Origin of the sequence: Rhizobium lusitanum (genome assembly GCF_014189535.1) — a bacterium.
Classification (GTDB): domain Bacteria; phylum Pseudomonadota; class Alphaproteobacteria; order Rhizobiales; family Rhizobiaceae; genus Rhizobium; species Rhizobium lusitanum_C.
The window spans coordinates 3,512,347-3,536,956 of the sequence record NZ_CP050308.1 but is presented as its reverse complement, the minus strand read 5'-3'; the positions used below and the strand labels follow the sequence as shown (position 1 = coordinate 3,536,956).

At 61.5% G+C, this 24,610-nt stretch carries 24 protein-coding genes and 1 pseudogene; 11 read left to right on the top strand and 14 right to left on the bottom strand.

Annotated elements, in window-relative coordinates:
- The first annotated feature begins 42 nt into the window (after positions 1 to 42).
- Positions 43 to 735, top strand: a complete 693-nt coding sequence (locus tag HB780_RS30825) for a YbhB/YbcL family Raf kinase inhibitor-like protein (protein ID WP_183692010.1) — start codon at positions 43 to 45, stop codon at positions 733 to 735.
- The gene (locus HB780_RS30820) at positions 732 to 1,961 is read left to right on the top strand and encodes an MFS transporter (protein ID WP_183692008.1); all 1,230 of its coding nucleotides are present in this window, start codon (positions 732 to 734) and stop codon (positions 1,959 to 1,961) included. The genes HB780_RS30825 and HB780_RS30820 overlap by 4 nt, the downstream gene beginning before the upstream one ends.
- Positions 1,962 to 1,966: 5 nt before the next feature.
- Here the strand turns inward: HB780_RS30820 and HB780_RS30815 are convergent, their stop codons facing one another.
- Both HB780_RS30815 and HB780_RS33275 read right to left on the bottom strand, forming a co-directional pair.
- Positions 1,967 to 2,218 carry a DUF1488 family protein gene (locus HB780_RS30815; RefSeq protein WP_183692006.1) on the bottom strand — a complete coding sequence of 84 codons (252 nt, stop codon included), beginning with the start codon at positions 2,216 to 2,218 and terminating at the stop codon, positions 1,967 to 1,969.
- Between the two features lie 71 nt (positions 2,219 to 2,289).
- Positions 2,290 to 2,412, bottom strand: coding sequence for a hypothetical protein (locus tag HB780_RS33275; RefSeq protein ID WP_007699477.1), 123 nt, complete (start codon positions 2,410 to 2,412; stop codon positions 2,290 to 2,292).
- 154 nt (positions 2,413 to 2,566) lie between these two features.
- On the opposite strand from HB780_RS33275, the gene HB780_RS30810 reads away from it, so the two are divergent.
- Positions 2,567 to 3,103, top strand: coding sequence for a GNAT family N-acetyltransferase (locus HB780_RS30810; protein ID WP_183692004.1), 537 nt, complete (start codon positions 2,567 to 2,569; stop codon positions 3,101 to 3,103).
- A gap of 25 nt (positions 3,104 to 3,128) precedes the next feature.
- On the opposite strand, the gene HB780_RS30805 is transcribed toward HB780_RS30810, so the two are convergent.
- Entirely contained in the window at positions 3,129 to 4,016 is an 888-nt protein-coding gene (locus tag HB780_RS30805) for a branched-chain amino acid aminotransferase (RefSeq protein WP_183692002.1), read from the bottom strand.
- Positions 4,017 to 4,223: 207 nt separating this feature from the next.
- Between HB780_RS30805 and HB780_RS30800 the strand changes: the two genes are divergently transcribed.
- From HB780_RS30800 to zwf, 3 genes are all read left to right on the top strand, one after another.
- The gene (locus tag HB780_RS30800) at positions 4,224 to 5,264 is read left to right on the top strand and encodes a zinc-dependent alcohol dehydrogenase family protein (RefSeq protein WP_183692001.1); all 1,041 of its coding nucleotides are present in this window, start codon (positions 4,224 to 4,226) and stop codon (positions 5,262 to 5,264) included.
- 57 nt (positions 5,265 to 5,321) lie between these two features.
- A complete protein-coding gene (gene tam / locus HB780_RS30795) occupies positions 5,322 to 6,092 on the top strand; it encodes a trans-aconitate 2-methyltransferase (protein ID WP_183691999.1) in 771 nt (256 codons plus the stop codon).
- Between the two features lie 254 nt (positions 6,093 to 6,346).
- Positions 6,347 to 7,867, top strand: coding sequence for a glucose-6-phosphate dehydrogenase (gene zwf / locus HB780_RS30790; protein ID WP_183691997.1), 1,521 nt, complete (start codon positions 6,347 to 6,349; stop codon positions 7,865 to 7,867).
- A 72-nt stretch (positions 7,868 to 7,939) separates the two neighbouring features.
- Here zwf and HB780_RS30785 read toward each other — a convergent pair whose 3' ends face one another.
- Both HB780_RS30785 and HB780_RS30780 read right to left on the bottom strand, forming a co-directional pair.
- Positions 7,940 to 9,301 (bottom strand): metallophosphoesterase family protein, encoded by a 1,362-nt coding sequence (locus tag HB780_RS30785; protein WP_183691995.1) that lies wholly within the window; start codon positions 9,299 to 9,301, stop codon positions 7,940 to 7,942.
- 81 nt (positions 9,302 to 9,382) lie between these two features.
- Positions 9,383 to 9,781 carry a hypothetical protein gene (locus tag HB780_RS30780; RefSeq protein ID WP_183691993.1) on the bottom strand — a complete coding sequence of 133 codons (399 nt, stop codon included), beginning with the start codon at positions 9,779 to 9,781 and terminating at the stop codon, positions 9,383 to 9,385.
- 226 nt (positions 9,782 to 10,007) lie between these two features.
- Between HB780_RS30780 and HB780_RS30775 the strand changes: the two genes are divergently transcribed.
- Positions 10,008 to 11,534, top strand: coding sequence for a helicase HerA-like C-terminal domain-containing protein (locus tag HB780_RS30775; RefSeq protein ID WP_183691991.1), 1,527 nt, complete (start codon positions 10,008 to 10,010; stop codon positions 11,532 to 11,534).
- A gap of 130 nt (positions 11,535 to 11,664) precedes the next feature.
- On the opposite strand, the gene HB780_RS30770 is transcribed toward HB780_RS30775, so the two are convergent.
- Complete coding sequence (locus HB780_RS30770) at positions 11,665 to 12,444, bottom strand: VOC family protein (RefSeq protein WP_183691989.1); 780 nt, start codon at positions 12,442 to 12,444, stop codon at positions 11,665 to 11,667.
- Between the two features lie 208 nt (positions 12,445 to 12,652).
- Here HB780_RS30770 and HB780_RS30765 point away from each other — a divergent pair.
- Positions 12,653 to 12,982 (top strand): annotated as a pseudogene (locus HB780_RS30765) (MarR family transcriptional regulator); the annotation flags it as partial.
- A 3-nt stretch (positions 12,983 to 12,985) separates the two neighbouring features.
- Here the strand turns inward: HB780_RS30765 and HB780_RS30760 are convergent.
- From HB780_RS30760 to HB780_RS30750, 3 genes are all read right to left on the bottom strand, one after another.
- Positions 12,986 to 13,738 (bottom strand): RES family NAD+ phosphorylase, encoded by a 753-nt coding sequence (locus tag HB780_RS30760; RefSeq protein WP_183691987.1) that lies wholly within the window; start codon positions 13,736 to 13,738, stop codon positions 12,986 to 12,988.
- The gene (locus HB780_RS30755) at positions 13,698 to 14,081 is read right to left on the bottom strand and encodes an MbcA/ParS/Xre antitoxin family protein (RefSeq protein ID WP_183691985.1); all 384 of its coding nucleotides are present in this window, start codon (positions 14,079 to 14,081) and stop codon (positions 13,698 to 13,700) included. Before HB780_RS30755 ends, HB780_RS30760 begins: the two co-directional genes overlap by 41 nt.
- 129 nt (positions 14,082 to 14,210) lie before the next feature.
- Complete coding sequence (locus HB780_RS30750; protein ID WP_183691983.1) at positions 14,211 to 14,633, bottom strand: organic hydroperoxide resistance protein; 423 nt, start codon at positions 14,631 to 14,633, stop codon at positions 14,211 to 14,213.
- 132 nt (positions 14,634 to 14,765) lie between these two features.
- On the opposite strand from HB780_RS30750, the gene HB780_RS30745 reads away from it, so the two are divergent.
- Positions 14,766 to 15,227, top strand: coding sequence for a MarR family winged helix-turn-helix transcriptional regulator (locus HB780_RS30745; RefSeq protein WP_183691982.1), 462 nt, complete (start codon positions 14,766 to 14,768; stop codon positions 15,225 to 15,227).
- Between the two features lie 38 nt (positions 15,228 to 15,265).
- Here the strand turns inward: HB780_RS30745 and HB780_RS30740 are convergent, their stop codons facing one another.
- Together HB780_RS30740 and HB780_RS30735 are read right to left on the bottom strand one after the other, a co-directional pair.
- Positions 15,266 to 16,006, bottom strand: coding sequence for a L,D-transpeptidase (locus HB780_RS30740; RefSeq protein ID WP_183691980.1), 741 nt, complete (start codon positions 16,004 to 16,006; stop codon positions 15,266 to 15,268).
- Between the two features lie 162 nt (positions 16,007 to 16,168).
- Positions 16,169 to 16,972 (bottom strand): L,D-transpeptidase, encoded by an 804-nt coding sequence (locus HB780_RS30735; protein ID WP_183697649.1) that lies wholly within the window; start codon positions 16,970 to 16,972, stop codon positions 16,169 to 16,171.
- Between the two features lie 158 nt (positions 16,973 to 17,130).
- Here HB780_RS30735 and HB780_RS30730 point away from each other — a divergent pair, with 158 nt between their 5' ends.
- Together HB780_RS30730 and scpA are read left to right on the top strand one after the other, a co-directional pair.
- Entirely contained in the window at positions 17,131 to 18,471 is a 1,341-nt protein-coding gene (locus HB780_RS30730) for a methylmalonyl-CoA mutase family protein (RefSeq protein ID WP_183691977.1), read from the top strand.
- 255 nt (positions 18,472 to 18,726) lie between these two features.
- A complete protein-coding gene (gene scpA / locus HB780_RS30725) occupies positions 18,727 to 20,859 on the top strand; it encodes a methylmalonyl-CoA mutase (protein ID WP_183691975.1) in 2,133 nt (710 codons plus the stop codon).
- 4 nt (positions 20,860 to 20,863) lie between these two features.
- Here scpA and HB780_RS30720 read toward each other — a convergent pair whose 3' ends face one another.
- The 3 genes from HB780_RS30720 to HB780_RS30710 all read right to left on the bottom strand — a co-directional run bounded on the left by HB780_RS30720 (position 20,864) and on the right by HB780_RS30710 (position 24,599).
- Entirely contained in the window at positions 20,864 to 21,862 is a 999-nt protein-coding gene (locus HB780_RS30720) for an alpha/beta hydrolase family protein (RefSeq protein ID WP_183691973.1), read from the bottom strand.
- An 89-nt stretch (positions 21,863 to 21,951) separates the two neighbouring features.
- Positions 21,952 to 23,589 (bottom strand): cisplatin damage response ATP-dependent DNA ligase, encoded by a 1,638-nt coding sequence (locus HB780_RS30715; RefSeq protein ID WP_183691971.1) that lies wholly within the window; start codon positions 23,587 to 23,589, stop codon positions 21,952 to 21,954.
- The gene (locus HB780_RS30710) at positions 23,589 to 24,599 is read right to left on the bottom strand and encodes a ligase-associated DNA damage response exonuclease (protein ID WP_183691969.1); all 1,011 of its coding nucleotides are present in this window, start codon (positions 24,597 to 24,599) and stop codon (positions 23,589 to 23,591) included. Before HB780_RS30710 ends, HB780_RS30715 begins: the two co-directional genes overlap by 1 nt.
- Positions 24,600 to 24,610 lie beyond the last annotated feature (11 nt).

Below are 24,610 nucleotides of genomic sequence, written 5' to 3'. Positions count from 1 at the left end.
CCATGAATGCTCGAAAGGGCTGAAACGCGAAAGGGCAAGACCATGCGAAATACCCCTCATCTCCTCGGCGCAATCGCTATTGCAGCGGCAGTCACCACCGGCTCGCCGGCCTTTGCGGCTGACCTCAAGGTCAAATTTGAAAAGAGCGATGGCCGCATGCTGCTGCCGGAAAACGCCTCGTGTATCGCCACCACCAATGACAAATCCGCGCCTGGGCCAAACAAGAGCCCGGCCTTGTCCTGGTCGAAGGGGCCGAAAGGCACGCGCTCCTATGCGTTGACCATGGTCGACCCTGACGTGCCCAGCGATTTCTCGTTGTTCAATAAGGACGACAAGAGCATCCCGAAGAACTTCAAGCGGATGGAATTCGTCCATTGGGTGCTCGCCGATATACCGGCCTCTCTGACCAGCCTTCCCGAAGGCGCCGATGGCGACAATTCGCCGGCGACCGGGCTGCCGCTCGAGCACACGGATCACGGTCGGCGCGGACAGAATGGCGCAGGCGGCGGCTCCTTGAAGAATGGGCCGCATGGGGGCTATATGGGCGCGTGCCCGCCCTGGAACGACGAGCGTATCCACGGCTATCACGTCACCGTCTACGCGCTCGATGTCGACCGGCTCAATCTTCCCGGTCTCTTCACCCGCGCGGACCTGCTGGCCGCGGCGAAGGGACATATCCTGGCATCGGGCAGCCGGGAATTATTGTATACGCTGAATGCAAAGGCCAGAAAATGACTGAGACGCAATGGGAGGCAGCCGCGCCGGCTGAACCGGAAACCGCTTATTGGATGCGGAATCTGATTATCTGCCTCGTCGGCTCCTTCACCACCATCGTGGCGATGACGCTGCTGCTTCCCTTCTTGCCGCTTTATGTCGAGGAACTCGGCGTCACCGACAAGGCGGCGATCGTGCAATGGTCGGGGATCGCCTATGGCGCCACCTTCTTTGCAGCCGCCTTCGTCGCGCCGCTCTGGGGCCGGCTGGGCGACATCTATGGCCGTAAATTGATGCTGGTGCGCGCCAGCCTCGGCATGACGGTGGCGATCTCGCTGATGGGCATGGCGGGCAGTGTCTGGCAGCTGGTGGCACTGCGCCTGTTCACCGGCCTTGCCGGCGGCTATGCCTCGGGCTCGATGGTCCTGGTGGCGACACAGACGCCTAAACATCGCTCCGCCTGGGCGCTCGGCATGCTGTCCTCCGGCATCATGGCCGGCAATCTGGTCGGACCTCTGATCGGCGGCGCCTTGCCGCCCGTCATCGGAATTCGCGGCACCTTTCTGCTGGCGGGCGGCGTGATCTTCTTCACCTTCCTGGCAACGGCCTTCCTGATCAAGGAAGAGAAGTCGCCGGCGCGCAAGAAAGCCGCGAAGGCCAGCGGCGGCTGGGCTTCCATCCCCGATAAACGGCCTGCCATCGCCATGTTGTCGATCGGCCTGCTGCTGATGCTCGCCAATATGTCGATCGAGCCGATCATCACCGTCTATGTCGCCCAGTTCGTCGAGAACGCGCATGTCACGATGACTTCGGGCGTGGTCATGGCGGCAGCAGCGCTTGGCAGTATCCTGTCGGCCTCATGGCTCGGCAAGCTTGCCGACCGTATCGGCCATTGGACTGTCATCATGGCAGCTCTCGCGGTCGCGGCGCTGCTGCTGATCCCGCAGGCTTTCGTCACCTCGGCCTGGCAATTGATCGCGCTGCGTTTCCTGATGGGGATAGCGCTCGGTGGACTGCTGCCCTGCATCACCGCCGTCATCCGCCACAATGTACCGGACGCGGCGGCCGGCAGCATCCTCGGTCTTTCGATTTCATCGCAGTATGTCGGTCAGGTGGTTGGCCCGGTCATGGGCGGCTTCGTCGGCGGCCATATCGGCATGCGCGCAGTCTTCCTCGGCACCTGCGTGTTGCTGGCACTCGGTGCTGTCTATTGCTGGTGGGTCAGCCCGAGGAAAGAGGCGGAGTAATCTCCTCAGCGAAAGTCATTCGCCGTCAGGATGTACATGCGCCGGCGGGCATAGCCATAGGCTTTCATAGCCACCTGCTGTATCGCATCGCGCCCGGCATCGAAGGCGGCGAGATAGCCAGCCTCCGTGTTGGCTTCTGGGAAGACATCAGCTTCGACCAGAAAAGGAACCTCGAACATGCCGTCATGCCCGATAAAACGGATACGCCGCGCAGACGCATCGTAACTGCGGTTCCGGTTGGGAAAACTCAGGCTCATCGTCGACTACCTTTAAACAAGAATGGACCCGGCGGCCTCATAAAGGCCGGCGGTCTCAATTGCTTCCGACATCACCACGTCAATCCGAACAGCATCGAATAGATGACGAACCCGATCGCCGCGATGACACAGAGCTGCAGAAACAGCCTGTAGTAGTCGAAAAGATAGACTGAAGCAGGAAGAGAGATTTTCATGGCGGCCTCCTTAGTGGTTTTGCCGACCAAGCTCATTGTATCACAAAAGCACTCTCCGCGCTGTTTAATTTAAATTAATTTTGACTTGCTTATTATTATTTTAAATCTCCGGCTTCTTATTTGATCTCACGTTGACAGCCTTGGAGACACACCATTGCTCCCGACCTTTGAAACCGAGCGCCTGATCCTACGCCCACGCAGCATGGCCGACCTCGACGATTGCTTCGCCATGGATCGCGATCCGGAGGTGACGAAATTCATTCCCGGCCCATGGAACGATCCGGAAGCGCACCGGCTATTCCTGACAAACCGCATTCAGGCCAACTTTGGTGAGGGCCTTGGCTACTGGTCCATCTTCGCCAAGGAAAATACAAAGCAATTTCTCGGTTGGATTCTGCTGATCCCCGCAGATGCGGTTGGGCCAGAGATCGAGATCGGTTGGCGGCTGAACAGGCTCACCTGGGGCAAGGGCTATGCCACGGAGGCGGCAAGGCCAGTCCTCGCCTATGCCTTCGCAACGCTCGGCCTGGAATATGTGATTGCCGATATCGCGCCCGGCAACACAGCCTCCATGCGCGTTGCCGAAAAACTCGGCCTGTCGCCGACGCGTGAGACGACATATCTCGGCCAATCCTTTGCGTCCTATTCGATCACAAGAGAAGCCTTCGAAGGCAATTCGGCCGCGCTATGATCCGGCGGCTGCGCTCCAATATCGCCTATTCTTCGCTGACACTCCGGCCAAAGGCCCAATCCATATAGAGTTCCAGCGCCTTGCGGGCGAGCGGGCCTGGCTGGAATTCGCGACCGTCGAGGCGAGTGACGCCGACGACCTTGGCGAAGTTGCCGGTGGTGAAGATCTCGTCGGCGGCCATGAACTGCTCGACGGATAGCGTTTCCTCGCGCACCTCGAACCCTTCCTGACGCAACAGGCCGATGACGCGGGCGCGGGTGATGCCGGCGAGGAAGGTGCGGTTGGCGACCGGCGTGTAGACGATACCGTCTTTCACCATAAAGACGTTGGACGATGCGGTCTCGGCGACATTGCCGTTCATGTCGCATGCCAACGCATTGTCAAAGCCGCGCTTCTTGGCTTCCAGGATCATGCGGCCGCTGTTCGGGTAGAGCGAGCCGGCCTTGGCGTCGGTCATCGCGGTTTCCGGCGACGGACGGCGGAAGGGCGAAACGGTCAGCGAAATACCGCCCTGGCCGCCAAGTGGCGCCTCGAACAGGCAAAGCGCAAAGCGGGTCGATTCCCCATCGACAGCAACGACGCTGCCCGGCGAACCATGCTCGCCCCAATACATAGGCTTGATATAGAGTGGCGTCTTGCCATCGAACTTCTCGATGCCCTCCCAGGCGAGCGTCTCAATCTCCTCCGGAGTCTTCACCGGCTTCAATCCCATAGCAAGTGCCGAGCGGTTGATACGCTGGCAATGGAGGTCGAGATCAGGCGCGATACCGTCGAACCAGCGCGCGCCGTCGAAGACGGTCGATGCCAGCCACATGGCATGCGAGGTCGGGCCGATCAGCGGCGGATTGCCGGATAGCCATTCTCCATCGACATGGGTCCAGGTGGTGGTGCGGGGGGATGTATCGACAGCCATGATAATTTCCTCGTGAAAGCGGCAAAAGAAAATCCCCGCGCAACCTGGGGGTCAAGCAGAATTTTCAGCTCAAAATCCATTCGCAACAAAGCTCCGGATGACGGTTTCGGCACGCAATTTTCATGCGCCGAAACAACAGCTTGACGAATGGGTCAATCAGGAAAAATGATGAGCCAAAGCAAACGCGGCGAGCTATACGAGATACCTATGAAAGCTATGTACTATGAGGCCTTCGAGGCCACCCCCGAGATCCGTACCCTCCCCGACCCCACGCCGGGCGAAGACGGCGTTGTCATCGCCGTCGGCGCCAGCGGGCTTTGCCGCAGCGACTGGCATGGCTGGATGGGACATGACCCCGACATCCAGCTGCCGCATGTGCCCGGCCATGAGCTTGCCGGCAAGGTGGTGGCGACCGGCCGGGGCGTCGTCCGCTTCAAGGTTGGCGACCGTGTCACCGTGCCCTTCGTCTCCGGCTGCGGCCATTGCGCCGAATGCCATTCCGGCAACCAGCAGGTCTGCCCCAGCCAATTCCAGCCCGGCTTCACCCATTGGGGCTCGTTTGCCGAATATGTGGCGATCGACTATGCCGACACCAATCTCGTACATCTGCCGGAAACGGTCGATGATGCCACGGCGGCGAGCCTCGGCTGCCGTTTCGCCACCTCGTTTCGCGCCGTCGCCGATCAGGCGAAAACACGTCCGGGCGAATGGATCGCAGTCCACGGCTGTGGCGGTGTCGGCCTCTCCGCGATCATGATCGCCAGCGCGCTCGGCGCCAACGCCATCGCCATCGATATTTCCGATGAGAAGCTGGCTTTCGCCCGCGAATGCGGCGCGGTCGCGACCATCAATGCCGCCGGTGTTGCAGATGTCGCCGAAGCCGTGCGCGAGATCACCAAGGGCGGCGCGCATGTGTCGATCGACGCGCTCGGCCATCCCGTCACCTGCTTCAACTCGATCAAGAATCTCCGCCGCCGTGGCCGGCATGTGCAGGTCGGCCTGATGCTCGGTGAGCATGCGACGCCACAGATCCCGATGGGTCAGGTGATCGGCCACGAGCTGGAAATCTACGGCAGCCACGGCATGCAGGCCTGGCGTTACGACGCCATGCTCGACATGCTCGCCGCCGGCAAGATCGCTCCGCAAAAGCTGATCGGCCGCAGGATCAGCCTGGAAGAGGCCGTGCCGGCGCTGATGACGCTGGACAAGGCGGAAGGCACGGGGATCAGCGTGATTACACGATTCTGATATATCCCGGTGCTACGCCGGGACGAAGCAAAGTCCATCCGAGAAGAGGATAGCATCATGGCATGGTCTGCCGGCCAATATGTGAAGTTCGAGGATGAACGCACCCGCCCGGCGCGCGACCTGCTGGCGCAGGTGTCGCTCGACCGCATCGACCGCGCCATCGATCTCGGCTGCGGCCCCGGCAACTCGACCGAACTGATCGTCGAGCGCTATGGCGCGGCCGGCGTCTCCGGCCTCGACAGTGACGACAACATGCTGGAGGCGGCCCGCGCCCGCATGCCCGGCACGGACTTCGTCAAGGCCGATCTGGCGACATGGCAACCCGACGAGCCCGTCGACCTGCTGTTCGCCAACGCCGTCTTCCAGTGGCTGCCCAATCATCTCGACATCTTCGACCGGCTGATGGATGGGCTGAAGCCCGGCGGCGTGCTCGCCATCCAGATGCCTGATAACCTGACCGAACTCAGCCATCTGATGATGGAAGAAACCGCAAAAAGTGGCCCCTGGAGCGAGACCTTCGCGAAGAAGAGCGTCCGCCGCAATGCCCTGCCCGCGCCGTCGGTCTATTACAACAGGCTGATCGGCAAGTCTGCGCGCATCGACCTCTGGCACACCAACTACAATCACGCGCTTGAAAACGCCGCCGCCATCGTCGAATGGGTCAAGGCTACGGGCCTGCGCCCCTATCTCGATCATGCCGGCGCCGAACATCGCGACGCCTTCACGGTCGATTATCTCGCGCGCATCGAAAAGGCCTATCCGCCGCTCACCGACGGCAAGGTCCTGCTGCGGTTTCCGCGGCTGTTTCTGGTCGCGGTGAAGAAATAGGCCGGCTGGCGGCGATCCATTGATCCCATCGACAACCGACGCCGGCCCGCGCCACAGGGCCGCGCGTCGCATGTGACGCGCAAAGGTCGCTGTAGCACTTCAAATCTGCTGCATAATTTTATCCTTAGATCGATTCCGATCTAAGGAATTATGCAGTAGAACATGCGCAGCCAACGCAAAACTGCAACAGGTCCGAGGAGATACCCCATGTCATCCAGAAACCCGATGTCCATCCGCTCGGCAAAGGTGCGCTCGTGAGCGGCCCGGATGTTGCACCCGCGCCGCCGTTGACTTTCGTCATCTTCGGCGCCACCGGCGATCTGACGCGGCGGCTGCTTATTCCGACGCTGATCAACATGTCGCGCAGCGGGCTTGTGGGCGACGACCTGCATATTCTTGGCATCGGCATCGAACCCGGCGGCGTCGATATGCTGCTGGAGAAGCTGGATTCGTTTCTCGCCACATCGGGCGACATGCAGGAGCCTGAACGGCAGCAGGCATGGCAGAGCCTGCGCAAGCGCATCACCTATATTTCCGGCGACTTCACTCAGAACGCCGTTTATGACGAGATCAGCAAATACTTGTCGCAGGCGCCAAGCGCCAATGCTGCTTTTTATCTCGCCGTGCCGCCGCGCTTCTTTGGCGATGTCGCCGAGAAGCTTTCCGCGAACGGGCTTATGACCGAAACGGCCGGCGCCTTCCGCCGGATCGCGATCGAAAAGCCTTTCGGCCACGATCTTACCTCGGCTCGCGAGCTGAACGCCCGGCTGCTCAGCCACGCCAACGAAAACCAGATCTATCGCATCGACCATTTCCTCGGCAAGGAAACCGTCCAGAACATCATGACGACGCGCTTCGCCAACATGATGATCGAGGCGCTCTGGAATAACAATTACATCGATCACGTCCAGATCACCGCGGCGGAACTGGTGGATGTCGGCACGCGCGGCAAATTCTACGATTCCACCGGCGCGCTGCGCGACATGGTGCCGAACCATCTCTTCCAGCTTCTGGCCATGGTAGCGATGGAGCCGCCGAACAATTTTGACGCAGAATCGATCCGCAATGAAAAAGGCAAGCTTCTGAAAGCTTTGCGCATCTATTCGCCAGAAGAAGCGGCCACGAACGGCGTGCGCGGTGCCTATACCGCTGGCCCGCTCAACGGCAACAACCTGCCCGCTTACACCGGGACGGCGGACGTTGCGCCCGATAGCAGCACCGAAACCTTCGTCGCGCTCAAACTGCTCGTCGATACCTGGCGCTGGGCCGGCGTTCCCTTCTACCTGCGCACCGGCAAGGCGCTGAAGGCACGCGATACCGAGATTGTCATCACCTTCCGGCAAGTGCCCTTCGCGCAGTTCCCGCGCCCCGCCTCCCGCCCGCAGCTACCGCCGAACCGGCTGATCATTCAGGTGCAGCCCGACGAGGGGCTGGACATGGAAATCTCTATCAAAGCACCGGGCCTCGTGCTGAAGACCGTGCCGATCTCGCTCGACTTCCGCTATGCCGACCGCTTCGACATCGGCAAGCAGACCGGCTACGAGAGCCTGTTCTACGAACTTTTCGTCGGCGACCAGACCCTGTTCCAGCGTGCCGACGGCATCGAAGCCGGCTGGGCCGCCGTGCAGCCCTTCCTCGACCTCTGGGCCGAAGGCGGCAAACCCGATCCTTACGCGCCGGGCAGCATGGGACCAGCCTGCGCCGACGACCTCATCCAACGCGATGGCCGCGCCTGGCATCAGCCAGATGAGAAGCCGGAGGGGAAGAAGGTTTGAGTTTGCGAGAGCCGGCTCTGGCGACGGAGCCGGCCGCGACCTTTTAGCTACAGGACATCCCGGCCTTGACGATCATCGCGCCGCAACAATCGAAACTTGTAGCTCGCGGCCCATAAAGGCACGATCCGCTGCTCCACCCTGGCCATGACCCACGCTCCATTGGTCCGGCCAGACCAGACGGTCGAGGCCCGTTGCGGAGGCTGCGTCGAATGAGGTCCATCTGTTATCGCCATGCATGCGATAGAGAACGCCACCCGGACCCATGCCGGCATGAAGGACGATATCAATATCGAAAGACTGGCCGGCAGCGAGATCGGGACCAACCCAATAGTGCGGGCTGCGTCCGGGTTCGCGGCCCAGGATCACGGTCACGGTCTGTCGCGGACCGCGCAAGCCTAGCCAGAGCGGCGCGATACTATCGGGATCGAAGGCGGAGAAGAGGGTTTGAGCCGGAGCATGTGCCGTGTCCGGCATCAGACCCCGTATACGCAGTTCGACAATGCGGTTATTGCTCGTCGAGCCGACAAAGGCAGCCGCATGCGTCCCGGGCAACAGACTTTGCCAGTCTTCCGAACCCGCCTCTTTGAAGGGCCATTGCAACCGTTCGCGAACAACACCGTCAGTATCCAACACCTGATAACGAAAACTATCCGCATCAAGCGCCGCCTGGATACAATGGAGATATTCCACGCCCTCCGGCATCCGATGCGCGGTGCCCGCGCCGGCGGTGCAAAGTTGCAGGACACCGCGGTGAACCTGGACGTCGAAGGCGAGGATATGGCTGCAAACATAGGCCAGCACATCCGTCTCGACCAGAATATCCCAGAACCGCTTGGCGTATTCGGGACCTATTTCGCGCTGATACGCGCCGGAAAATCCATTGACGGGGAAGACCGGATGATGGCCGAGGACAATCTTGTGGCTGATATCGCCGTGTGCCTTCAGCGTTGCCTCGAGCCACTCAGTCTCAACATGGCCCTCTCCGCCGAGGCCGGTCCATAGCGTATGAACGAAAACCAGCAGAAGATCGCCGCGGCGCACCCAATAGGACAGGCCTTCCTGGCCCGGCGGTCCGTTTTCCGGAAGCTGGAGGACCTCGCGGAAGATCTGCTCGCTCATTTCATCATAGGTGGTGTGGTTGCCGGTCGTGTGCCAAAGTGGCGTCTTTTGGCGGTCGAGCCAGCTCATTTCGTGATCGAGCCAATGCCGCCATTGTGCTCTCAACTCCTCGGCGTCGGCGGTCAGGCCAATGACTTCATCGCCCGGAAACAAAATGAATTCCGGCGGCGGATCGAGCCGACGCAAGACGGCATTGACGGCGGCAAAGGTCTTTTCGTGCAGCGCGCCGGGAACGCCGGAACAGGAATCGCCATAGAGCACGAAGCTGTGGCCTGATCCTTGCGGCATAAGAGACGGAATAGGATTGGCGGACATAGGTGGCCTGCAATTTACAACATGACAAAACGAAAAACCCCGCAGATGAACCGCGGGGCGCTTGTCACGAATAACAGCAGATTACACGAACTGGCTCAACCCCGGCACGGAGCCAACCACCTTGTCGACAACGTCGTTGCCTGCATGTTCGCGGGCAGCTTCAATGGTTGCCTTGGCGAGCGAGGTGACCTCACCCATGCTGAGGCCGCTGCTCATCAGCTGCTGGCCAAGCGCCATGATACCGCCGCCACCGCCGACCGCGCTCAGGAGGCCGCCAAGCAGGCCGCCGCCACCGGAGGCTTCTTCGCTGCCATATTGTGCCACCAGATCAGTTGCACCCGGAATAGCTGCAATCATCTTCGTGACCGGACCATCCGGAGCTTCGCGCTGCAGGAAGCCAAGAATCGTACCGACGGCCTTCTCCGCGACATCGGGGGCAATGCCGGCTTTCGCTGCAATTTGATCAATAACTTCGTTCACTGTGGCCTCCTGCCTGTTATTTCCGACGTTAACGTCAACGTAACTGAATGAAACAATCGGCACAAGCCGTACTGAATATCTCTATAGTACCAGAAGCATAACCATGACGCGACTGGTTGTCCCCACGCAACTCTGTTCTTATAACAGCTTCAGGACAAATCGATGAACCGGCCCTGGCAGCCTCCTCGGAGTTGCCGTGCCGCCGCCCACAGGGAGACGACACCTCATGCCGCAGCAAGATGGACAGATTTTCGTTGGCGCCAGCCGTAAGCCGGACGACAGTGTCAACAAGAGCGAATATCTGACGCTTAAATTCGGCAATCGCCATGGTCTCATCACCGGCGCGACGGGCACGGGCAAGACGGTGACCCTGCAGGTGTTGGCGGAAGGCTTTTCCAAGGCCGGCGTACCGGTCTTCTGCGCCGACATCAAGGGCGATCTCTCCGGCATCGCCGCCAAGGGCGAACCAAAGGATTTCCTTTTGAAGCGCGCCGAGGACGTCGACCTATCCCCTTACGAATTCGAGCAGTTTCCGGTGATCTTCTGGGATATCTACGGTGAAAAGGGCCATCGCGTGCGCGCCACCATCGCCGAGATGGGACCGCTGCTGTTGTCCCGGCTGATGGATGCCTCGGAGGCGCAGGAAGGCGTGCTCAACATCGCCTTCAAGATCGCCGACGAAAATGGCCTGGCGCTGCTCGACCTCAAGGATTTCCAGGCGCTCCTGAACTACATGGGCGAAAATGCCAGCGAGCTTTCCAGCAAATACGGCCTGATCTCGAAAACCTCCGTCGGCTCGCTGCAGCGGTCGCTTTTAGTGCTGGAACAGCAAGGGGCGGCGAATTTCTTCGGTGAGCCGGCGCTGAAAATCTCCGACATCATGCGCGTCAACAACAATGGCTACGGGCAGGTATCCGTGCTTGCCGCCGACAAGCTGATGATGAACCCGCGCCTCTACGCCACCTTCCTGCTCTGGCTGCTCTCCGAACTCTTCGAGGAGCTTCCGGAAGTCGGCGATCCGGAAAAGCCGAGGCTGGTGTTCTTCTTCGACGAGGCGCATCTGCTCTTCAATGATGCGCCGAAAGTACTGATCGAGCGCGTCGAGCAGGTCGTGCGCCTGATCCGTTCCAAGGGCGTCGGCGTCTATTTTGTCACCCAGAACCCTCTCGACGTGCCGGAAACCGTGCTCGCCCAGCTCGGCAACCGCGTGCAGCATGCGCTGCGCGCCTATACGCCGCGCGAACAGAAGGCCGTGCAGACGGCGGCCGACACCTTCCGTCCCAACCCGGCCTTCAAGACCGCCGACGTCATCACAACGCTCGGCACCGGCGAGGCGCTGGTCTCCATGCTCGAAGGCAAGGGCGCGCCCTCGATCGTCGAGCGCACCTTGATCCGTCCGCCGTCCGGCCGCATCGGTCCCCTGACCGATGCCGAGCGCCAGACCATCATCAATGCCAGCCCTGTCTCTGGCCTCTATGACGAGACCCTAGACCGCGAATCCGCCTACGAGATCCTCGCCGCGCGCGCGGGCAAGGCAGCCGAACAGGCGGCGACCAAGGAAGATGGAGACAGCACCGGCGGCTGGACACTTCCCGGCTTCGGCGGCGGTGACAGCAAACCGGCAGCCCGCGGCCGCTCCGGCTACCAGCGCGAGACGATCCTGGAAGCAACGATGAAAAGCATGGCCCGCACGGTCGCGACGCAGGTCGGCCGGGCGCTGGTACGCGGGATCCTGGGAAGCCTGAAGCGGTAGACTAGCACCTCCCCCTTGAGGGGGGAGGTCGCGGCGAAGCCGCGGGTGGGGGGTGACATGCCGCAAACACGGAGATCACCCCACCCCGGCCCTTCGGGCCGACCCTCCCCCCTCAAGGGGAGGGTAGAAATCACCGCCCCGGCGCAACGAGCGAGAAGAACGCTCCTTGCGGGTCGGTAGCCTGAACGATCCAGCCGCCGCCCGGGACTTCCATCGGGCCGTTGACGATCTTACCGCCGGCTTCGTTGACGCGGTCCACAGCAGCGTCGATTGCCGGAACGTTGAAGTAGAAGTTCCAGGCTGGCACGGGCATCTCGGCCGTCTTCGTCATGATGCCGCCGAAGTCACGGCCGTCGATCTTGAAAATCTTGTATTGGCCCATCGGCCCCATGTCGAAATCGGAACTCCATTCCCAGCCGAACATATCGCAATAGAAATCGAATGCCTTCGGGCCGTCGCCGGCATAAAGCTCGTGCCAGCCGACATAGCCGGGCGCGTTGGGTGCCGGCGCCTCCCAGTCCTGCCCCGGCAACGGTGTGAACAGGCAAAAGGCAGCGCCATAGGGATCGCCGACAACGGCGAAACGACCGACACTCGGAATGTCCGCCGGCTCGCGATAGACCCTGCCGCCTTTGGCCAGGATCGTCTTGGCTGCCTCGTCGACATTGGGCACGCTGACATAGCCGGTCCAGCAGGGCGGCGTGCCCATGGCCTTGGCCTCGTCCGGCAGGATCATCAATCCGGCGATCGGGCCCGCACCGGCGCTGAACAAAGTATAGGCCATCTCGATTTCCGGCATGCCAGCATCCTGCGCGTCCCAGCCGACGACCTTACGGTAGAAGGCTTCCGCCGCCGCCATGTCGGTGGTCATCAGCTCGTACCAGACAAAATATCCTTTCGCAGCAGCCATTGTCTCTCTCCCTATTGCTTGCGGCGGTGATTGGCTACACGGGCTGCCTCCGGCTCTCGCACGGCTGGCAAGCCCTATCCATAGTCCTAAACACGGCGCTCCGGATCTTTGTTCCCTCTGGCCTGCGGCCGCGACCTCGTGCAGCTAATCTCCCACGCTTCAGTGACAGCAGGATTGCGCCTTGGAGGCGTCTTCATATTCGTCGTGACGGCTGCTCGGGCTTACCAACGGCCAGTTTTCCCTGATGATGTCCCTGAACAGGCAGCAGCCCGCGCCCATGGAACCGGTCGCGACCCTGCTCGCAATAGACCAGACGACGCTGACAGCGGCCTTAAAGCCGCTGGAGCGGCGGGGCTGGGTGAGCGTTCTTCCCAATCCTAGGGATCACCGCGCCCGGCTGCTTAGCCTGACGCCGTCAGGCAAGGCGGTGCTGGCCGCCGCGGTGCCGATCTGGGAGGCGACGCATGCCGAGGTGGAACAGCGATTGCCGAATGGTAACGGCGATGGATTGCGGCGGGACCTGCTGACGCTGGCCTGACCGCTATTCCCGCATACGCGGATCGTCGCCGAAATCGTTGCGCGTGAAGCCGAGACGGGCTTTAGGAAACTCGCAAAGTGCCTGTACGCCGGTTGGCGATAGCCGGATGCGCCAGGTCTGACGCTCGACAGGCTCGCGCGCAGCGAAGGCGCGGGCGGTCAGAAGCGCGATATTCTTGCCGCCCTTGGGATCACGGACGGACTGGTAGAGGATCGCGTCGACGCTCCCTGCCCGCGCGGCATCGGCGAGCGACTGGCAAGCTTCGTAATTGACAGGATCGGCCCAGGCTTCGCGATTGCGCTCCAATGGCGGGAGCGTCAGATCAATCGCCTGTTCAGTCGCAATCGCAGCGGCGAAGGCGGTGTATTCCGCCGCGTTGGCTGGCAACGGCGTTTGCGGGGAATCGCTGAAGAAAAGCAGCCGGTAGAAGCTCATTTCCGCCAGCGCTGTTTCGATCTGTTCGGACGCATAGAAGACGCCCAACGTCCGCCCTGCCCGCCGGAAGCGCGAGCCATGGGGATAGATCGCGCCGTAGCGAAAGGGCGTGGCCAGCAGATAATCCAGCCCGGCGCATTCCGGCGGCAAAGCCGGCTTGCTCTCTTCCAGAAGGGTCTCGAGAAGCGCCTGTTCCTCCAGCGTGTCGACCAGCTTCAATGTCGAGACTTGATGCTGCGCCTCCACCAGCCGCCAATAGCGGCCGGAAATCGGCCGGGCCTCAGACGAGAGCTCGGCGGGCGTCCAAGTATGCAAGGACATCGGTCAATCCGGAAATGGAAGTAATCTTTTCAAGCGGCGTTGCGCTGAAGGCGAGATTGGAATTGCGCAGCCATTGCCGTGCCACGGCCTCGTCGCCGCCGACGATCGCGTCAAGAGAGCGGAAGAGGCGCACGAAGAGGACGGCGAGCTCGAACGGCTTACTGTGGCGTTCCAGCAGATGGTCCCGCCGTTTCATACGCGATACCGTCGCCTCCGAAACGCCGATGACATCAGCGAGTATGCGTGCATTCAATCCCAGCCGCTCTGCGGCATTGACGGCCGCCTTGGTGATGACCAGAGCCTCACCGGGGATTGCATGATGTATCGCTTGAACATTTGCCATGACGAAATCCTTTCTCAAGAAAATATATAGCAACTTTCTTGCAAAGAAAAAGAGGCGACACGCCGAAAAGCGTGTCGCCTCTTTTTGTACCCTCCGCTCCGTCAGCAAGTGCGAAGGTGAAGCCTATTCTCAGGCAACCGTGACCGGCACTTCGGTCGAGGTGCGCAGGGCATGGCTGTAAGGGCAAACGATGTGGGCAGCGGCAACGAGCTTTTCAGCCTCAGCCTTGTCCAGGCCCGGAATGTGAACCGACAGGGCCACTTCGATGCCGAAACCGCCGCCATCTTCACGCGGACCGACGCCGACCGTTGCGGTCACCTTGGCGCCTTCCGGAATCTTGACCTTCTGCTGGCCGGCGACAAACTTCAGCGCGCCGAGGAAGCAGGCGGAATAGCCGGCAGCGAAGAGCTGTTCGGGATTGGTGCCGGTGGCGCCATCCCCACCGAGCTCCTTCGGCACGGTCAACGTGACGTCGAGGACGCCGTTTTCGGAAACAGCATGGCCAGCGCGGCCGCCGGTGGCAGAAGCTTTGGTCGTGTAGAGAATAGGCATGTGGGATCTCCTTTGCGGGTTGGATGGATTTTATATATCGCAATATTTAATCGTGTACAACATATTTTTGCGATTTGATTTTAAAAAATGAACCTGTGACAATGACACTAACAACAAAATGGTGGAGCAGCGATGACAGACAAGGTGCAGGGGCAAGCAATCCCGGATGAGGAAAAGCGGCTGGAGCGGCAGCTTTGTTTTGCAGTCTACGCCACCGCACATGCCTTCAATCGCGCCTACAAGCCGATCCTCGAGCGTGTCGGCCTGACCTATCCGCAATATCTGGTGATGCTGGTGCTCTGGGAAAAAGGCTGCCTGCCGGTCAAGACCATCGGCGAGCAGCTCGATCTCGACTCGGGCACGCTGTCGCCGCTGTTGAAGCGTCTGGAACAGGCCAGCCTGATCGGCCGTGTGCGCGATCCGAAGGACGAACGGCAGGTGATCGTTTCATTGACGGAAAAGGGCGCCGGCATGAAATGCCAGGTCAGCACCATCATGGCCTCCATCGGCGAAGCCACCGGCTGCGACATGGATGAAATGGCCAGCCTGCGCGACCGGCTGCAACGACTAAGGGCGAATTTGACGGCTGAATGAAAGCCGCCAAACCCGCCCTGTCGAAAAGCTCTGCAAGCTTAGGCCTGCGTTACCAGGATCGGCGCGCGTTCCGGCACGCGATCGTAGAGATCGATGACATCCTGGTTCAGCAGACGGACACAGCCTGAGGAAACGGCCTTGCCGATGGAGCGCCAATCCGGATTACCGTGCAGGCGATAAAGCGAATCCTGATTGTCCTCGAAGATATAGAGCGCGCGGGCGCCGAGCGGGTTCTTCAGGCCAGGATCCATGCCGCCATTGGCGATGGAAAACTTGACCAGTTCCGGCTGGCGGGCGACCATTTCGTTCGGCGGGTTCCAGCGCGGCCACTTCTTGCGCCACTGGATGATGCCGCGGCCCTGCCAGGCAAAGCCCTCACGACCGACGCCAATGCCATAGCGCATCGCGGTGCCGCCCGCTTCGGTAACGTACAGGTGGCGCTCGCGCGTATTAACGACGACGGTGCCCGGCGCTTCACCGGTTGGGTCGGCAACGCGCTGACGATAGAATTGCGGATCGATCTGCTGGTAGGGCACAGGCGGAATGATAAATCCGCCATCCTCCACGGCCGCGTACATCACGGCCGGATCCGGTTGTTCGCCACCATAACTGGAGAACCAGCTACGGAAGGGTCGAGAGGCCGGAGCGCCGGTGTACTGCACCGGGCTGACGACAGGGCCGCTTTCGACCGTGGAAGCGCAGCCGGCGAGCGTCGAAACGGCGCCGATACCAGCGAAAGCGAGGAAATTTCGTCGGGAAAAAGAAGGGGGCAGGCTCATGTCGACAGCATCATTCCTGTTGGAAGGGAAGCAAGAACCGATGACAACATAACTGATTCGGCTTCCCACGAGATTCGCAGAGACAGGAGCAAAACTAAAGAGCGCAAACGAGTACGGCTATCGCACTTATGCAACATCACGAAAATTTGTTATAAACTGTCGTTATAAAACGACAATTTCCGCTTTATCGGGCACCCGATTGTAGAGATCGATCACATCCTGGTTCAGCATGCGCACGCAACCCGACGACGCTGCCTTGCCGATCGACTGCCAATCCGGCGTCCCATGGACACGATAAAGCGTGTCCTTGCCGTCCTTGAAAATATAAAGCGCCCGCGCGCCGAGCGGATTGGTCGGCCCCGGATTCATGCCGCCGCGCTCGGCCGAAATCGGCCTGATCTGCGGTTCGCGCGCCACCATTTCAGCTGGCGGCGTCCAGCGCGGCCATTTCGCTTTCCACTGGATCATGCCCCTGCCATGCCAGGCATAGCCAGCGGCACCAAGGCCTACGCCATAGCGCATGGCGCGGCCACCCGGCTCGATGAAATAAAGATAGTGGCTCCGGGTATCGACGACGATCGTTCCCGGCCTTTCATTGGTCCGGTAATCCACCTCCTGACGCAGGAACTGCGGATCGATGCGCTTATAGGGGATGGCCGGCAGCGTGAAATCATCCTCGCTCGCCTGCGCATACATGGCCTGATGCACGGGATTGAAGGTCGGCAGGCCATAGGTCTGGTGGAATTGCGTGCGGAAGAGATCACGTGATTGCGGCACCGGCTGCACCGGCAGGCGCTTCACCTTCTGCGGATCGATGCCTTCGGGCCGGTAGAAGACCGGCGATGTCTCCTGCACGAACCGGTCGGGATCAGTCGCACCCGTATCGGGAACGATGCTGCACGCGGACAGCATAGCAAGAGCCGCTATGGCAGGCAGGAGGCGGGAAACGGGCAAAAGATCGGCCATCATCGGGAACCAGTTGGAATACGGATCAGTGAGCCGCATGATGACCGGCCCGGCTGGCGCGAGGCTGGCGTCGGATGCAAAGATATTGCGCCGATAGATCAAACTCCTGTTTTCCCTCGCCCTGGCTTGGGTTAGACCATTGCGAGACGGAGGATCGCATGAATATCGACAGTCTCGACCCGAACCTTTTTGCGCCGGTAGACCGGGATGCCTGGCTCAAGTTGGTGAACCGGGCGCTGAAGGGGGCCGACTTCGAGGAGGCACTGGTATCGCGCACCGATGACGGCATCGAAATCCAACCGCTCTACGCCCGCCGCCCCGACGCCACCCCACTGCCCCGCGGCCGGATCGACGTCCCCTGGACGATCACCCAGCGCATGGACGACCCGGACATCGAACGTGCTTTCACGCAACTCGACGCGGATCTCGCCAATGGCGCCGACGGTGCCCATCTCCTATCGAAAGCCAGTCCATCAGCCTTTGGCATAGGCATTGATCAGGAAACAGGTGGACTAGCGGCGAGATTGGCGACCGCGCTTGCGGGCAAGCATATCTCGCTGCGCCTGGACGGTTTTTCTCCGGCCTTTGCCGAGGCCCTTGCCAACTCTTCCAAGCTCGAGACCCTGCATACCGGTCTCGACATCTTCACGTCGGGCAGTTCGACCAACGTGGTGGCAGACAGCTTCAAGCGCCTGTTTGATACCGGAGGTGCCGGCACGATCCTCAACGCCGATGGCCGCGCCGTGCACAATGCCGGCGGCACGGAAGCGCAGGAACTGGCCGTCGTTGCCGCCTCCCTCGTCGGCCATTTGCGGTTGCTGGAACAGGCAGGCTTCGCAGCGGAGACGATCCTGCGGGCCACAAGCATCTGCCTTTCGGCCGATCAGAACCAGTTCGTCACCATGGCGAAAGCCCGCGCGGCGCGAATGCTTTTCGCGCGCATCGCTGAGGCCTGCGGCGCTTCCAATCCGCCGGCGACCCATCTCTTCATGGAAACGAGCTACCGCATGCTCACCCGGCTCGATCCGGAAACCAACATCCTGCGCAACACCATCGCCGTCTTCGCCGCCGGCACCGGTGGCGCCGACGAGGTTTCTGTATTGCCGCATACCCTTACCCACGGCATCCCGGACCCGCTGGCGCGACGGCTGGCGCGCAACACGCAGACCGTCCTGGTCGCCGAAAGCCACCTCGATCACGTCATCGATCCCGCCGCAGGCGCGGGCGGCATCGAGGCGCTGACGGAAGCGCTGGCGGAAAAGGCATGGGAGATCTTTGTCGGTATCGAACGTGACGGCGGGTTGGCGACGATTATCACCAGCGGCCAGCTGGCGGCGATGGTGGCCGAAGCACGCGTAAGCCGCGTGGCGAAGCCAATCGTGGGGACGACATTGTTTGCGACAAAGACGGAGCGGCCGGTTGTGGTTTTGGGAGCGCTTGGTTCTGTTGCTGGAGGTATGGGGTTGAGGCCAGTGCGGCTGGATGAGGTGGAGGTATGAAGATGGCTATGGAGTTTGCGGAGAGTGCAGTACCCCCCCTCTGTCGCCTTCGCGACATCTCCCCCACAAGGGGGAGATTGTTAACTCGCGGGGCCATCCCGCTCCAAACAAGCATCCTATCTGTTGATACCTTACGGAGTTGCTTTGCTGAAACGGGCGGCAAACTCCAAACGATCTCCCCCCTTGTGGGGGGAGATGTCACGAAGTGACGGAGGGGGGGTACGCAGGCCCGGCATACGCGGAGACCTCGGCCCCATGACCCCTATCCCCGACTTCACCACCATCCCCTGGACAAAGCCCCAAACCGAGGCGCCGCAAACCGATGCCCCCGCCTGGCAAACCCCGGAAGGCATCGCCGTCAAGCGCGCCTATGACGCGGCCGATCTTGCCGACCTGAACTTCCTCGACACCTATCCCGGTGCCGCCCCCTTCCTGCGCGGCCCCTATCCGACCATGTATGTCCAGCAACCCTGGACCATCCGCCAATATGCCGGTTTCTCGACCGCCGAGGAATCGAACGCCTTCTACCGCCGCAATCTCGCGGCCGGCCAGAAGGGACTCTCCGTCGCCTTCGATCTCGCCACCCATCGCGGCTATGACAGCGACCATCCGCGCGTCGCCGGCGATGTCGGTATGGCGGGCGTGGCGATCGATTCCATCCTCGATATGCGCCAGCTCTTCGATGCCATCCCGCTCGATGAAATGAGCGTGTCGATGACCATGAACGGCGCGGTGCTGCCGGTCATGGCGCTCTATATCGTCGCGGCGGAGGAACAGGGCGTTTCCGAGGATAAATTGTCGGGCACGATCCAGAACGACATCCTCAAGGAGTTCATGGTCCGCAACACCTATATCTATCCGCCGCAGCCCTCGATGCGGATCGTCTCTGACATTTTCAGCTACACCAGCCAGCGCATGCCGAAATTCAATTCGATCTCGATCTCCGGCTACCATATGCAAGAGGCCGGCGCGACGGCGGATCTAGAGCTGGCCTATACGATCGCCGACGGCATCGAATATGCCCGCGCAGGCGTCGCCGCAGGCCTCGATATCGACAGTTTTGCGCCACGCCTCTCCTTCTTCTGGGCTGTTGGCATGAACTTCTTCATGGAAGTCGCCAAGATGCGTGCCGCACGGCTGATCTGGGCAGCGTTGATGCGGAAGAACTTTGCGCCGAAGGACCAGAAATCGCTGGCGCTGCGCACCCACAGCCAGACATCCGGCTGGTCGCTAACGGCGCAGGACCCGATGAACAACATCATCCGCACCATGGTCGAGGCCATGGCGGCGACGCAGGGCCATACGCAATCGTTACACACCAACTCCTTCGACGAGGCGCTGGCGCTCCCGACCGACCATTCGGCCCGCATCGCCCGCAACACACAGATCCTGCTGCAGAAAGAATCCGGCACGACCGATATCATCGACCCCTGGGGCGGCTCGGCCTATGTCGAGCGGCTGACCCACGATCTGGCGGCCCGCGCCCTCACCCATATCGAAGAGGTCGAGGCGCTCGGCGGCATGGCGAAGGCAATCGAAAAGGGCATTCCGAAGCTCCGCATCGAAGAGGCCGCCGCCCGCACGCAGGCGCGCATCGACAGCGGTCACCAGACCCTCGTCGGCATCAATTTCTCACGGCCGGAACAGGACATCGAGGTCGATGTGCTGAAAGTCGACAATTCCGAAGTCCGCGCCCGGCAGCTCTCGAAACTGCAGCAATTGAAGGGCACCCGCGAGACCGCGGCTGTGGAGAGCGCTTTGGATACGCTGACCGACGCCGCCCGCAACGGCACCGGCAACCTGCTCGATTTCGCCATCAAGGCGGCGCGAGCGCGGGCGACGGTCGGCGAGATTTCGCTGGCGTTGGAAAAGGCCTATGGAAGGCATGTCGCCGAGATCAGGACCATCTCCGGCGTCTATCGCAAGGAAGTCGGCACGGCCGATCCGGTCTTCAACAAGGCCATTGCCAAGGTTGAGGCCTACCGCAAGGCGCGTGGCGAAAAACCCCGTATCCTTGTCGCCAAGATGGGTCAGGACGGCCATGATCGCGGTCAGAAGGTGATCGCCACCGCATTTGCCGATCTCGGCTTCGACGTCGTCGTCGGCGCGATGTTCCAGACGCCGGAGGAAGTGGCCGATGTCGCCGTGCGCGAAGGCGTCGATATCATCGGCGCCTCATCGCTCGCCGCCGGCCATCTGACGCTGGTGCCAGAATTGAAGGAGGCGCTCAGCCGCCGCCATGCCGGCCGCGTCCTCATCGCCGTCGGCGGTGTCATCCCGCCACAGGATTTCGCCGCACTGGAAGCCGCCGGCGCCGACGCGATCTTCCCGCCGGGCACGGTGATCGCCGAAGCGGCAGGCGCGCTGGTCGATCGATTGATGAGGTGACGGCTTACGCCGCCACGCTCTTGAAGAACTGGATGCTCTGTTCGATTTCCGCCGGCAAGGCCGAGGTGTGATTGCCCTGAACGGTCGCAACCTCGATCTTCACGCCGCCGGCAATCGCGCGCTTGGCAAGCAGGCCGACGCGGGTGTCGAAATGGACCTCTTCGGTGCCGTGCATCACCTTCACCGGACACTTGAAGCTATGCGCATAGCAGAGCGGCGAGCGCATCTGGAATTCGCGCGGATTTTTGGCGTTGAAGCGGATATCCTCGGGATAGCGGTGGAAGAACGCGAAGGCATCCGGATTGCCGGAAATCGGCGTGACCGCCCTGAAGCGCTTGGTCGACATCGCGGTGAGCATCGCCAGCGTGCCGCCAACGCTGTGACCGGCAAGAAACAGGCGATGCGGATCGACGCCGGGCAGATGGCGCAGGCGATCGGAGGCGGCCAACACATCCGCCACCTCATCGTAGAAACCGGAGAAATTTCCCTTCTGGCCATTTTCGCCGCGCATCGACGGGATCATGACGACATAACCGGCGTCGATATAGCCTTTCATCGACAACCAGTGGCCCTGGCCGATGGCGTTGCCGCCATGCAGGAACAGCACCGCCGGTCGTGGCTTCGGCGTGCGCTCGTAGCGCGACACCCAGGCAACCAGCTCAAGTTCGCCGCCGAGCCCGCTGCGATAAAAGATCTGATCGGCGCCGGAAGGGGCGACCAGCGGCTCGTATTTGTCGGGCGCCGGCCCCTTGCTTAAAAGATCGGTGCGGAATTTGCGGCGTTCCTTGGCATAGTCGCCCGCCAGCAAGGGCGGATCGGCCGGGGCGTCGGCCGTTTCGGCGACCGGAGCCTTGGGATCTGCAACCTTGGCATCCGCCGCCTTGGCCTCAAGGACCTTCGTGTCGGTTGCTCTAGCGATATTGGGGGCCAGGAGAGTTGCGGCGAGACCGGCAAGAACGATGCGACGGTTGGGGCGAAATACTTTTTCTTCAGACGATGTCATATGCTCTGTCCAAATATGCCCGGCGAAGCGATATCTGCACCGGTTGAAAGGCGAGGCCAATTCACTTTGTAGTGAGGAATCAACCTAGCCTATTCATCAACCGCGGGAGCCTTGGCGTCAATTAGCGCCACCAAAGTTTCCAGCCGGTCGGCTTCATAGGGCGGCTTCTCTGGCCGAAGGCGGGAAATGCGTGGAAAACGCATGGCAACGCCGGATTTATGCCGCGTCGAACGGTTGATCCCTTCAAAGGCGACTTCGAGGACAAAGCCGAAATCGCGATCGGCCCGCACCGCCCGCACAGGACCGAAACGATCGACCGTATTGTTGCGCACGAACTTGTCGAGCACTTCGAGTTCGGCATCGGTGAAACCGAAATAGGCCTTGCCGACCGGCACGAGCTGTTCACCCTCCGGGGTCATCGACCAGACGCCGAAGGTGAAGTCGGAATAATAGCTGGAGCGCTTGCCATGGCCGCGCTGGGCATACATCAGCACCGCATCGACATTGTAAGGATTGCGCTTCCACTTGAACCACGGCCCCTTGGCGCGACCAGCGAGATAGGCACTGTCGCGGCGCTTGATCATGACGCCTTCGATGACGGGATCGGGCGGAGACGAACGCAGCTGATCGAGCTCTTCCCAGGACGTAAAATCGACCAGCGGCGACAGATCGAAACGATCGTGGGGCGCCGCTTCAACGATCTCCGTCAGCCGTTCGCGCCGGTCGAGAAAACCACGAGCGCGCACATCTTCTTCGCCGTCGAACAGCAAGTCATAAGCGCGGATGAAGGCCGGATACTCCTCCAGCATCTTCGCTGTCACCGTCTTGCGGTTCAGCCGCTGCTGCAGGTCGGAGAATGTGCGCGTCGGACTGTTCGAGCGCACGGTGCCGCCGATCAGCAGCTCACCGTCGACGACGCCATCGAAGCTGATCGCATCGACGATATCGGGGAAAGCGCCGGAGATGTCGTCGCCAGAGCGGGAATAAAGTTTGCTCGTCGCGCCCGCCCGCGACAGCTGGACGCGAATGCCGTCCCATTTCCATTCGGCAGCAAAATCCTTCGGGTCAAGCCCCGCGAGATCGCTCGGCTCGACTGGATTGGCGAGCATGACGGAATGAAAGATCGCCGGCGTCGCCAGCACCGGCCGGTCTCCCCTGCCTTCCAGCCATTGGAACAGGCTTTCATAGGGCGGCTGCAACCCGTGCCACAGCGTTTCGATCTCGGTCACGTCCTTACCGCTCAGCTCCGCCAGCGCCTGCTTGGCAAGCCGCGCCGACACGCCGATCCGCAATGCGCCGGTCGCGAGCTTCATGAAGGCGAAGCGGCCCGATGTGTCCAGCTGGTCCAGCAGATCGCGAACGAAGCCGCGTACCTCGGTACGCCCCAGCGCATTCATGCGGCGCACGACCTCGCCGAGCCTGGGCTGCTCACCGGGCGGGCGGACGATATCGCTTTCCTTGTCCCAGACCAGCGAGATGGTCTCGGCGAGATCGCCGACATAATCGTAGGAATAGCGGAACAGCACGTCGTCCATGCGCTCCAGCACCAGTTCACGCAGCATCGCCGGCTTGACGTTGCGCACTTCCAGCGTGCCGGCAATTGCCGCAAGTCCGTAGCCGCGATCAGGGTCCGGCGTATCGCGGAAATAGTCGGTCAACAGCTTCAGCTTGCCATTGCGGCTCGGCGTCAGCACCAGGCGGTCGAGAAGATCAGCGAAAGCTTTCATCAGTCGCCCTCATCTTCATAGCCGATCAGATGCAGCGGCTTGGCCGTGATGCCCTGTAATTCGCACCAGCGCACAAGGGCCTCCTCGCGCCCATGCGTGACCCAGACCTCCCCCGGCATCAGCTCCGAGATCGTCTCGGTCAACTCCGGCCAATCGCAATGATCGGAGATAACCAGCGGCAGCTCGACGCCGAGCTGCTTTGCGCGCTGGCGCACCATCATCCAGCCCGAGGCAAAGGCCGGCAGGGGATCATGAAACCGCCGCGCCCAGCGATCCTGGAAAGCGGAGGGCGGGCCAACGACGATGGCACCCTTGAAGATCGACTGGTCCCGGCTTTCCACGGTCGCCGGCAACAACTCGCCGAGCGCAATGCCCTGTCCGGCGTAATAGCCGCACAGGGTCTCCAATGCGCCGTGAATATAGATCGGCTTGTCGTAACCGGCATCGCGCAACAGTCGGATGACGCGCTGTGCCTTGCCGAGTGCATAGGCGCCGACCAGATGGGTGCGCTCCGGGAATTGCCGGAGTGACGCCAGCAGCTTTTCCGTCTCCGCCATGGGGTCGGGATGATGGAAGACCGGCAGCCCAAACGTCGCCTCGGTAATGAAGACGTCGCATGGGACCGGCACGTAAGCCGCGCAAGTCGGGTCAGGTCGCCGCTTGTAGTCGCCGGAGACGACGATGCGCAGCCCATCCTTCTCCACCGCGATCTGCGCGGAACCGAGCACGTGGCCTGCCGGATGGAACCGCACCTTCACATCGTTGATGATCACTTCCTCGTCGAACCCGACCGCCTGCTCGGATCCGGCGAAACCGCTGCCGTAGCGTATCCGCATGATGTCCAGGGTCTGGCGGGTGGCGAGCACATGGGCATGGCCGGCGCGGGCATGATCGGAATGCCCATGCGTGATCAACGCCCGCTCGACGGGCCGCACCGGATCGACATGGAAGCCGCCGATCGGACAGAACAGCCCTTCGGGGGCGGGATAAAGCAGTTGCTCCGGTCTCATAGAGAAAAGAT

Coding starts and splice junctions, on each gene's coding strand:
- tam (WP_183691999.1), top strand. CDS start 5,322: ATGGCATGGTCTGCCGGCCAATATGTGAAGTTCGAGGATGAACGCACC.
- HB780_RS30760 (WP_183691987.1), bottom strand. CDS start 13,738: ATGTCCTTGCATACTTGGACGCCCGCCGAGCTCTCGTCTGAGGCCCGG.
- HB780_RS33275 (WP_007699477.1), bottom strand. CDS start 2,412: ATGAAAATCTCTCTTCCTGCTTCAGTCTATCTTTTCGACTACTACAGG.
- HB780_RS30820 (WP_183692008.1), top strand. CDS start 732: ATGACTGAGACGCAATGGGAGGCAGCCGCGCCGGCTGAACCGGAAACC.
- HB780_RS30755 (WP_183691985.1), bottom strand. CDS start 14,081: ATGGCAAATGTTCAAGCGATACATCATGCAATCCCCGGTGAGGCTCTG.
- HB780_RS30715 (WP_183691971.1), bottom strand. CDS start 23,589: ATGAAAGCTTTCGCTGATCTTCTCGACCGCCTGGTGCTGACGCCGAGC.
- HB780_RS30750 (WP_183691983.1), bottom strand. CDS start 14,633: ATGCCTATTCTCTACACGACCAAAGCTTCTGCCACCGGCGGCCGCGCT.
- HB780_RS30785 (WP_183691995.1), bottom strand. CDS start 9,301: ATGTCCGCCAATCCTATTCCGTCTCTTATGCCGCAAGGATCAGGCCAC.
- HB780_RS30775 (WP_183691991.1), top strand. CDS start 10,008: ATGCCGCAGCAAGATGGACAGATTTTCGTTGGCGCCAGCCGTAAGCCG.
- HB780_RS30770 (WP_183691989.1), bottom strand. CDS start 12,444: ATGGCTGCTGCGAAAGGATATTTTGTCTGGTACGAGCTGATGACCACC.
- HB780_RS30735 (WP_183697649.1), bottom strand. CDS start 16,972: ATGGCCGATCTTTTGCCCGTTTCCCGCCTCCTGCCTGCCATAGCGGCT.
- HB780_RS30740 (WP_183691980.1), bottom strand. CDS start 16,006: ATGAGCCTGCCCCCTTCTTTTTCCCGACGAAATTTCCTCGCTTTCGCT.
- HB780_RS30710 (WP_183691969.1), bottom strand. CDS start 24,599: ATGAGACCGGAGCAACTGCTTTATCCCGCCCCCGAAGGGCTGTTCTGT.
- HB780_RS30815 (WP_183692006.1), bottom strand. CDS start 2,218: ATGAGCCTGAGTTTTCCCAACCGGAACCGCAGTTACGATGCGTCTGCG.
- scpA (WP_183691975.1), top strand. CDS start 18,727: ATGACCCCTATCCCCGACTTCACCACCATCCCCTGGACAAAGCCCCAA.
- HB780_RS30825 (WP_183692010.1), top strand. CDS start 43: ATGCGAAATACCCCTCATCTCCTCGGCGCAATCGCTATTGCAGCGGCA.
- HB780_RS30745 (WP_183691982.1), top strand. CDS start 14,766: ATGACAGACAAGGTGCAGGGGCAAGCAATCCCGGATGAGGAAAAGCGG.
- HB780_RS30805 (WP_183692002.1), bottom strand. CDS start 4,016: ATGGCTGTCGATACATCCCCCCGCACCACCACCTGGACCCATGTCGAT.
- HB780_RS30730 (WP_183691977.1), top strand. CDS start 17,131: ATGAATATCGACAGTCTCGACCCGAACCTTTTTGCGCCGGTAGACCGG.
- HB780_RS30720 (WP_183691973.1), bottom strand. CDS start 21,862: ATGACATCGTCTGAAGAAAAAGTATTTCGCCCCAACCGTCGCATCGTT.
- HB780_RS30800 (WP_183692001.1), top strand. CDS start 4,224: ATGAAAGCTATGTACTATGAGGCCTTCGAGGCCACCCCCGAGATCCGT.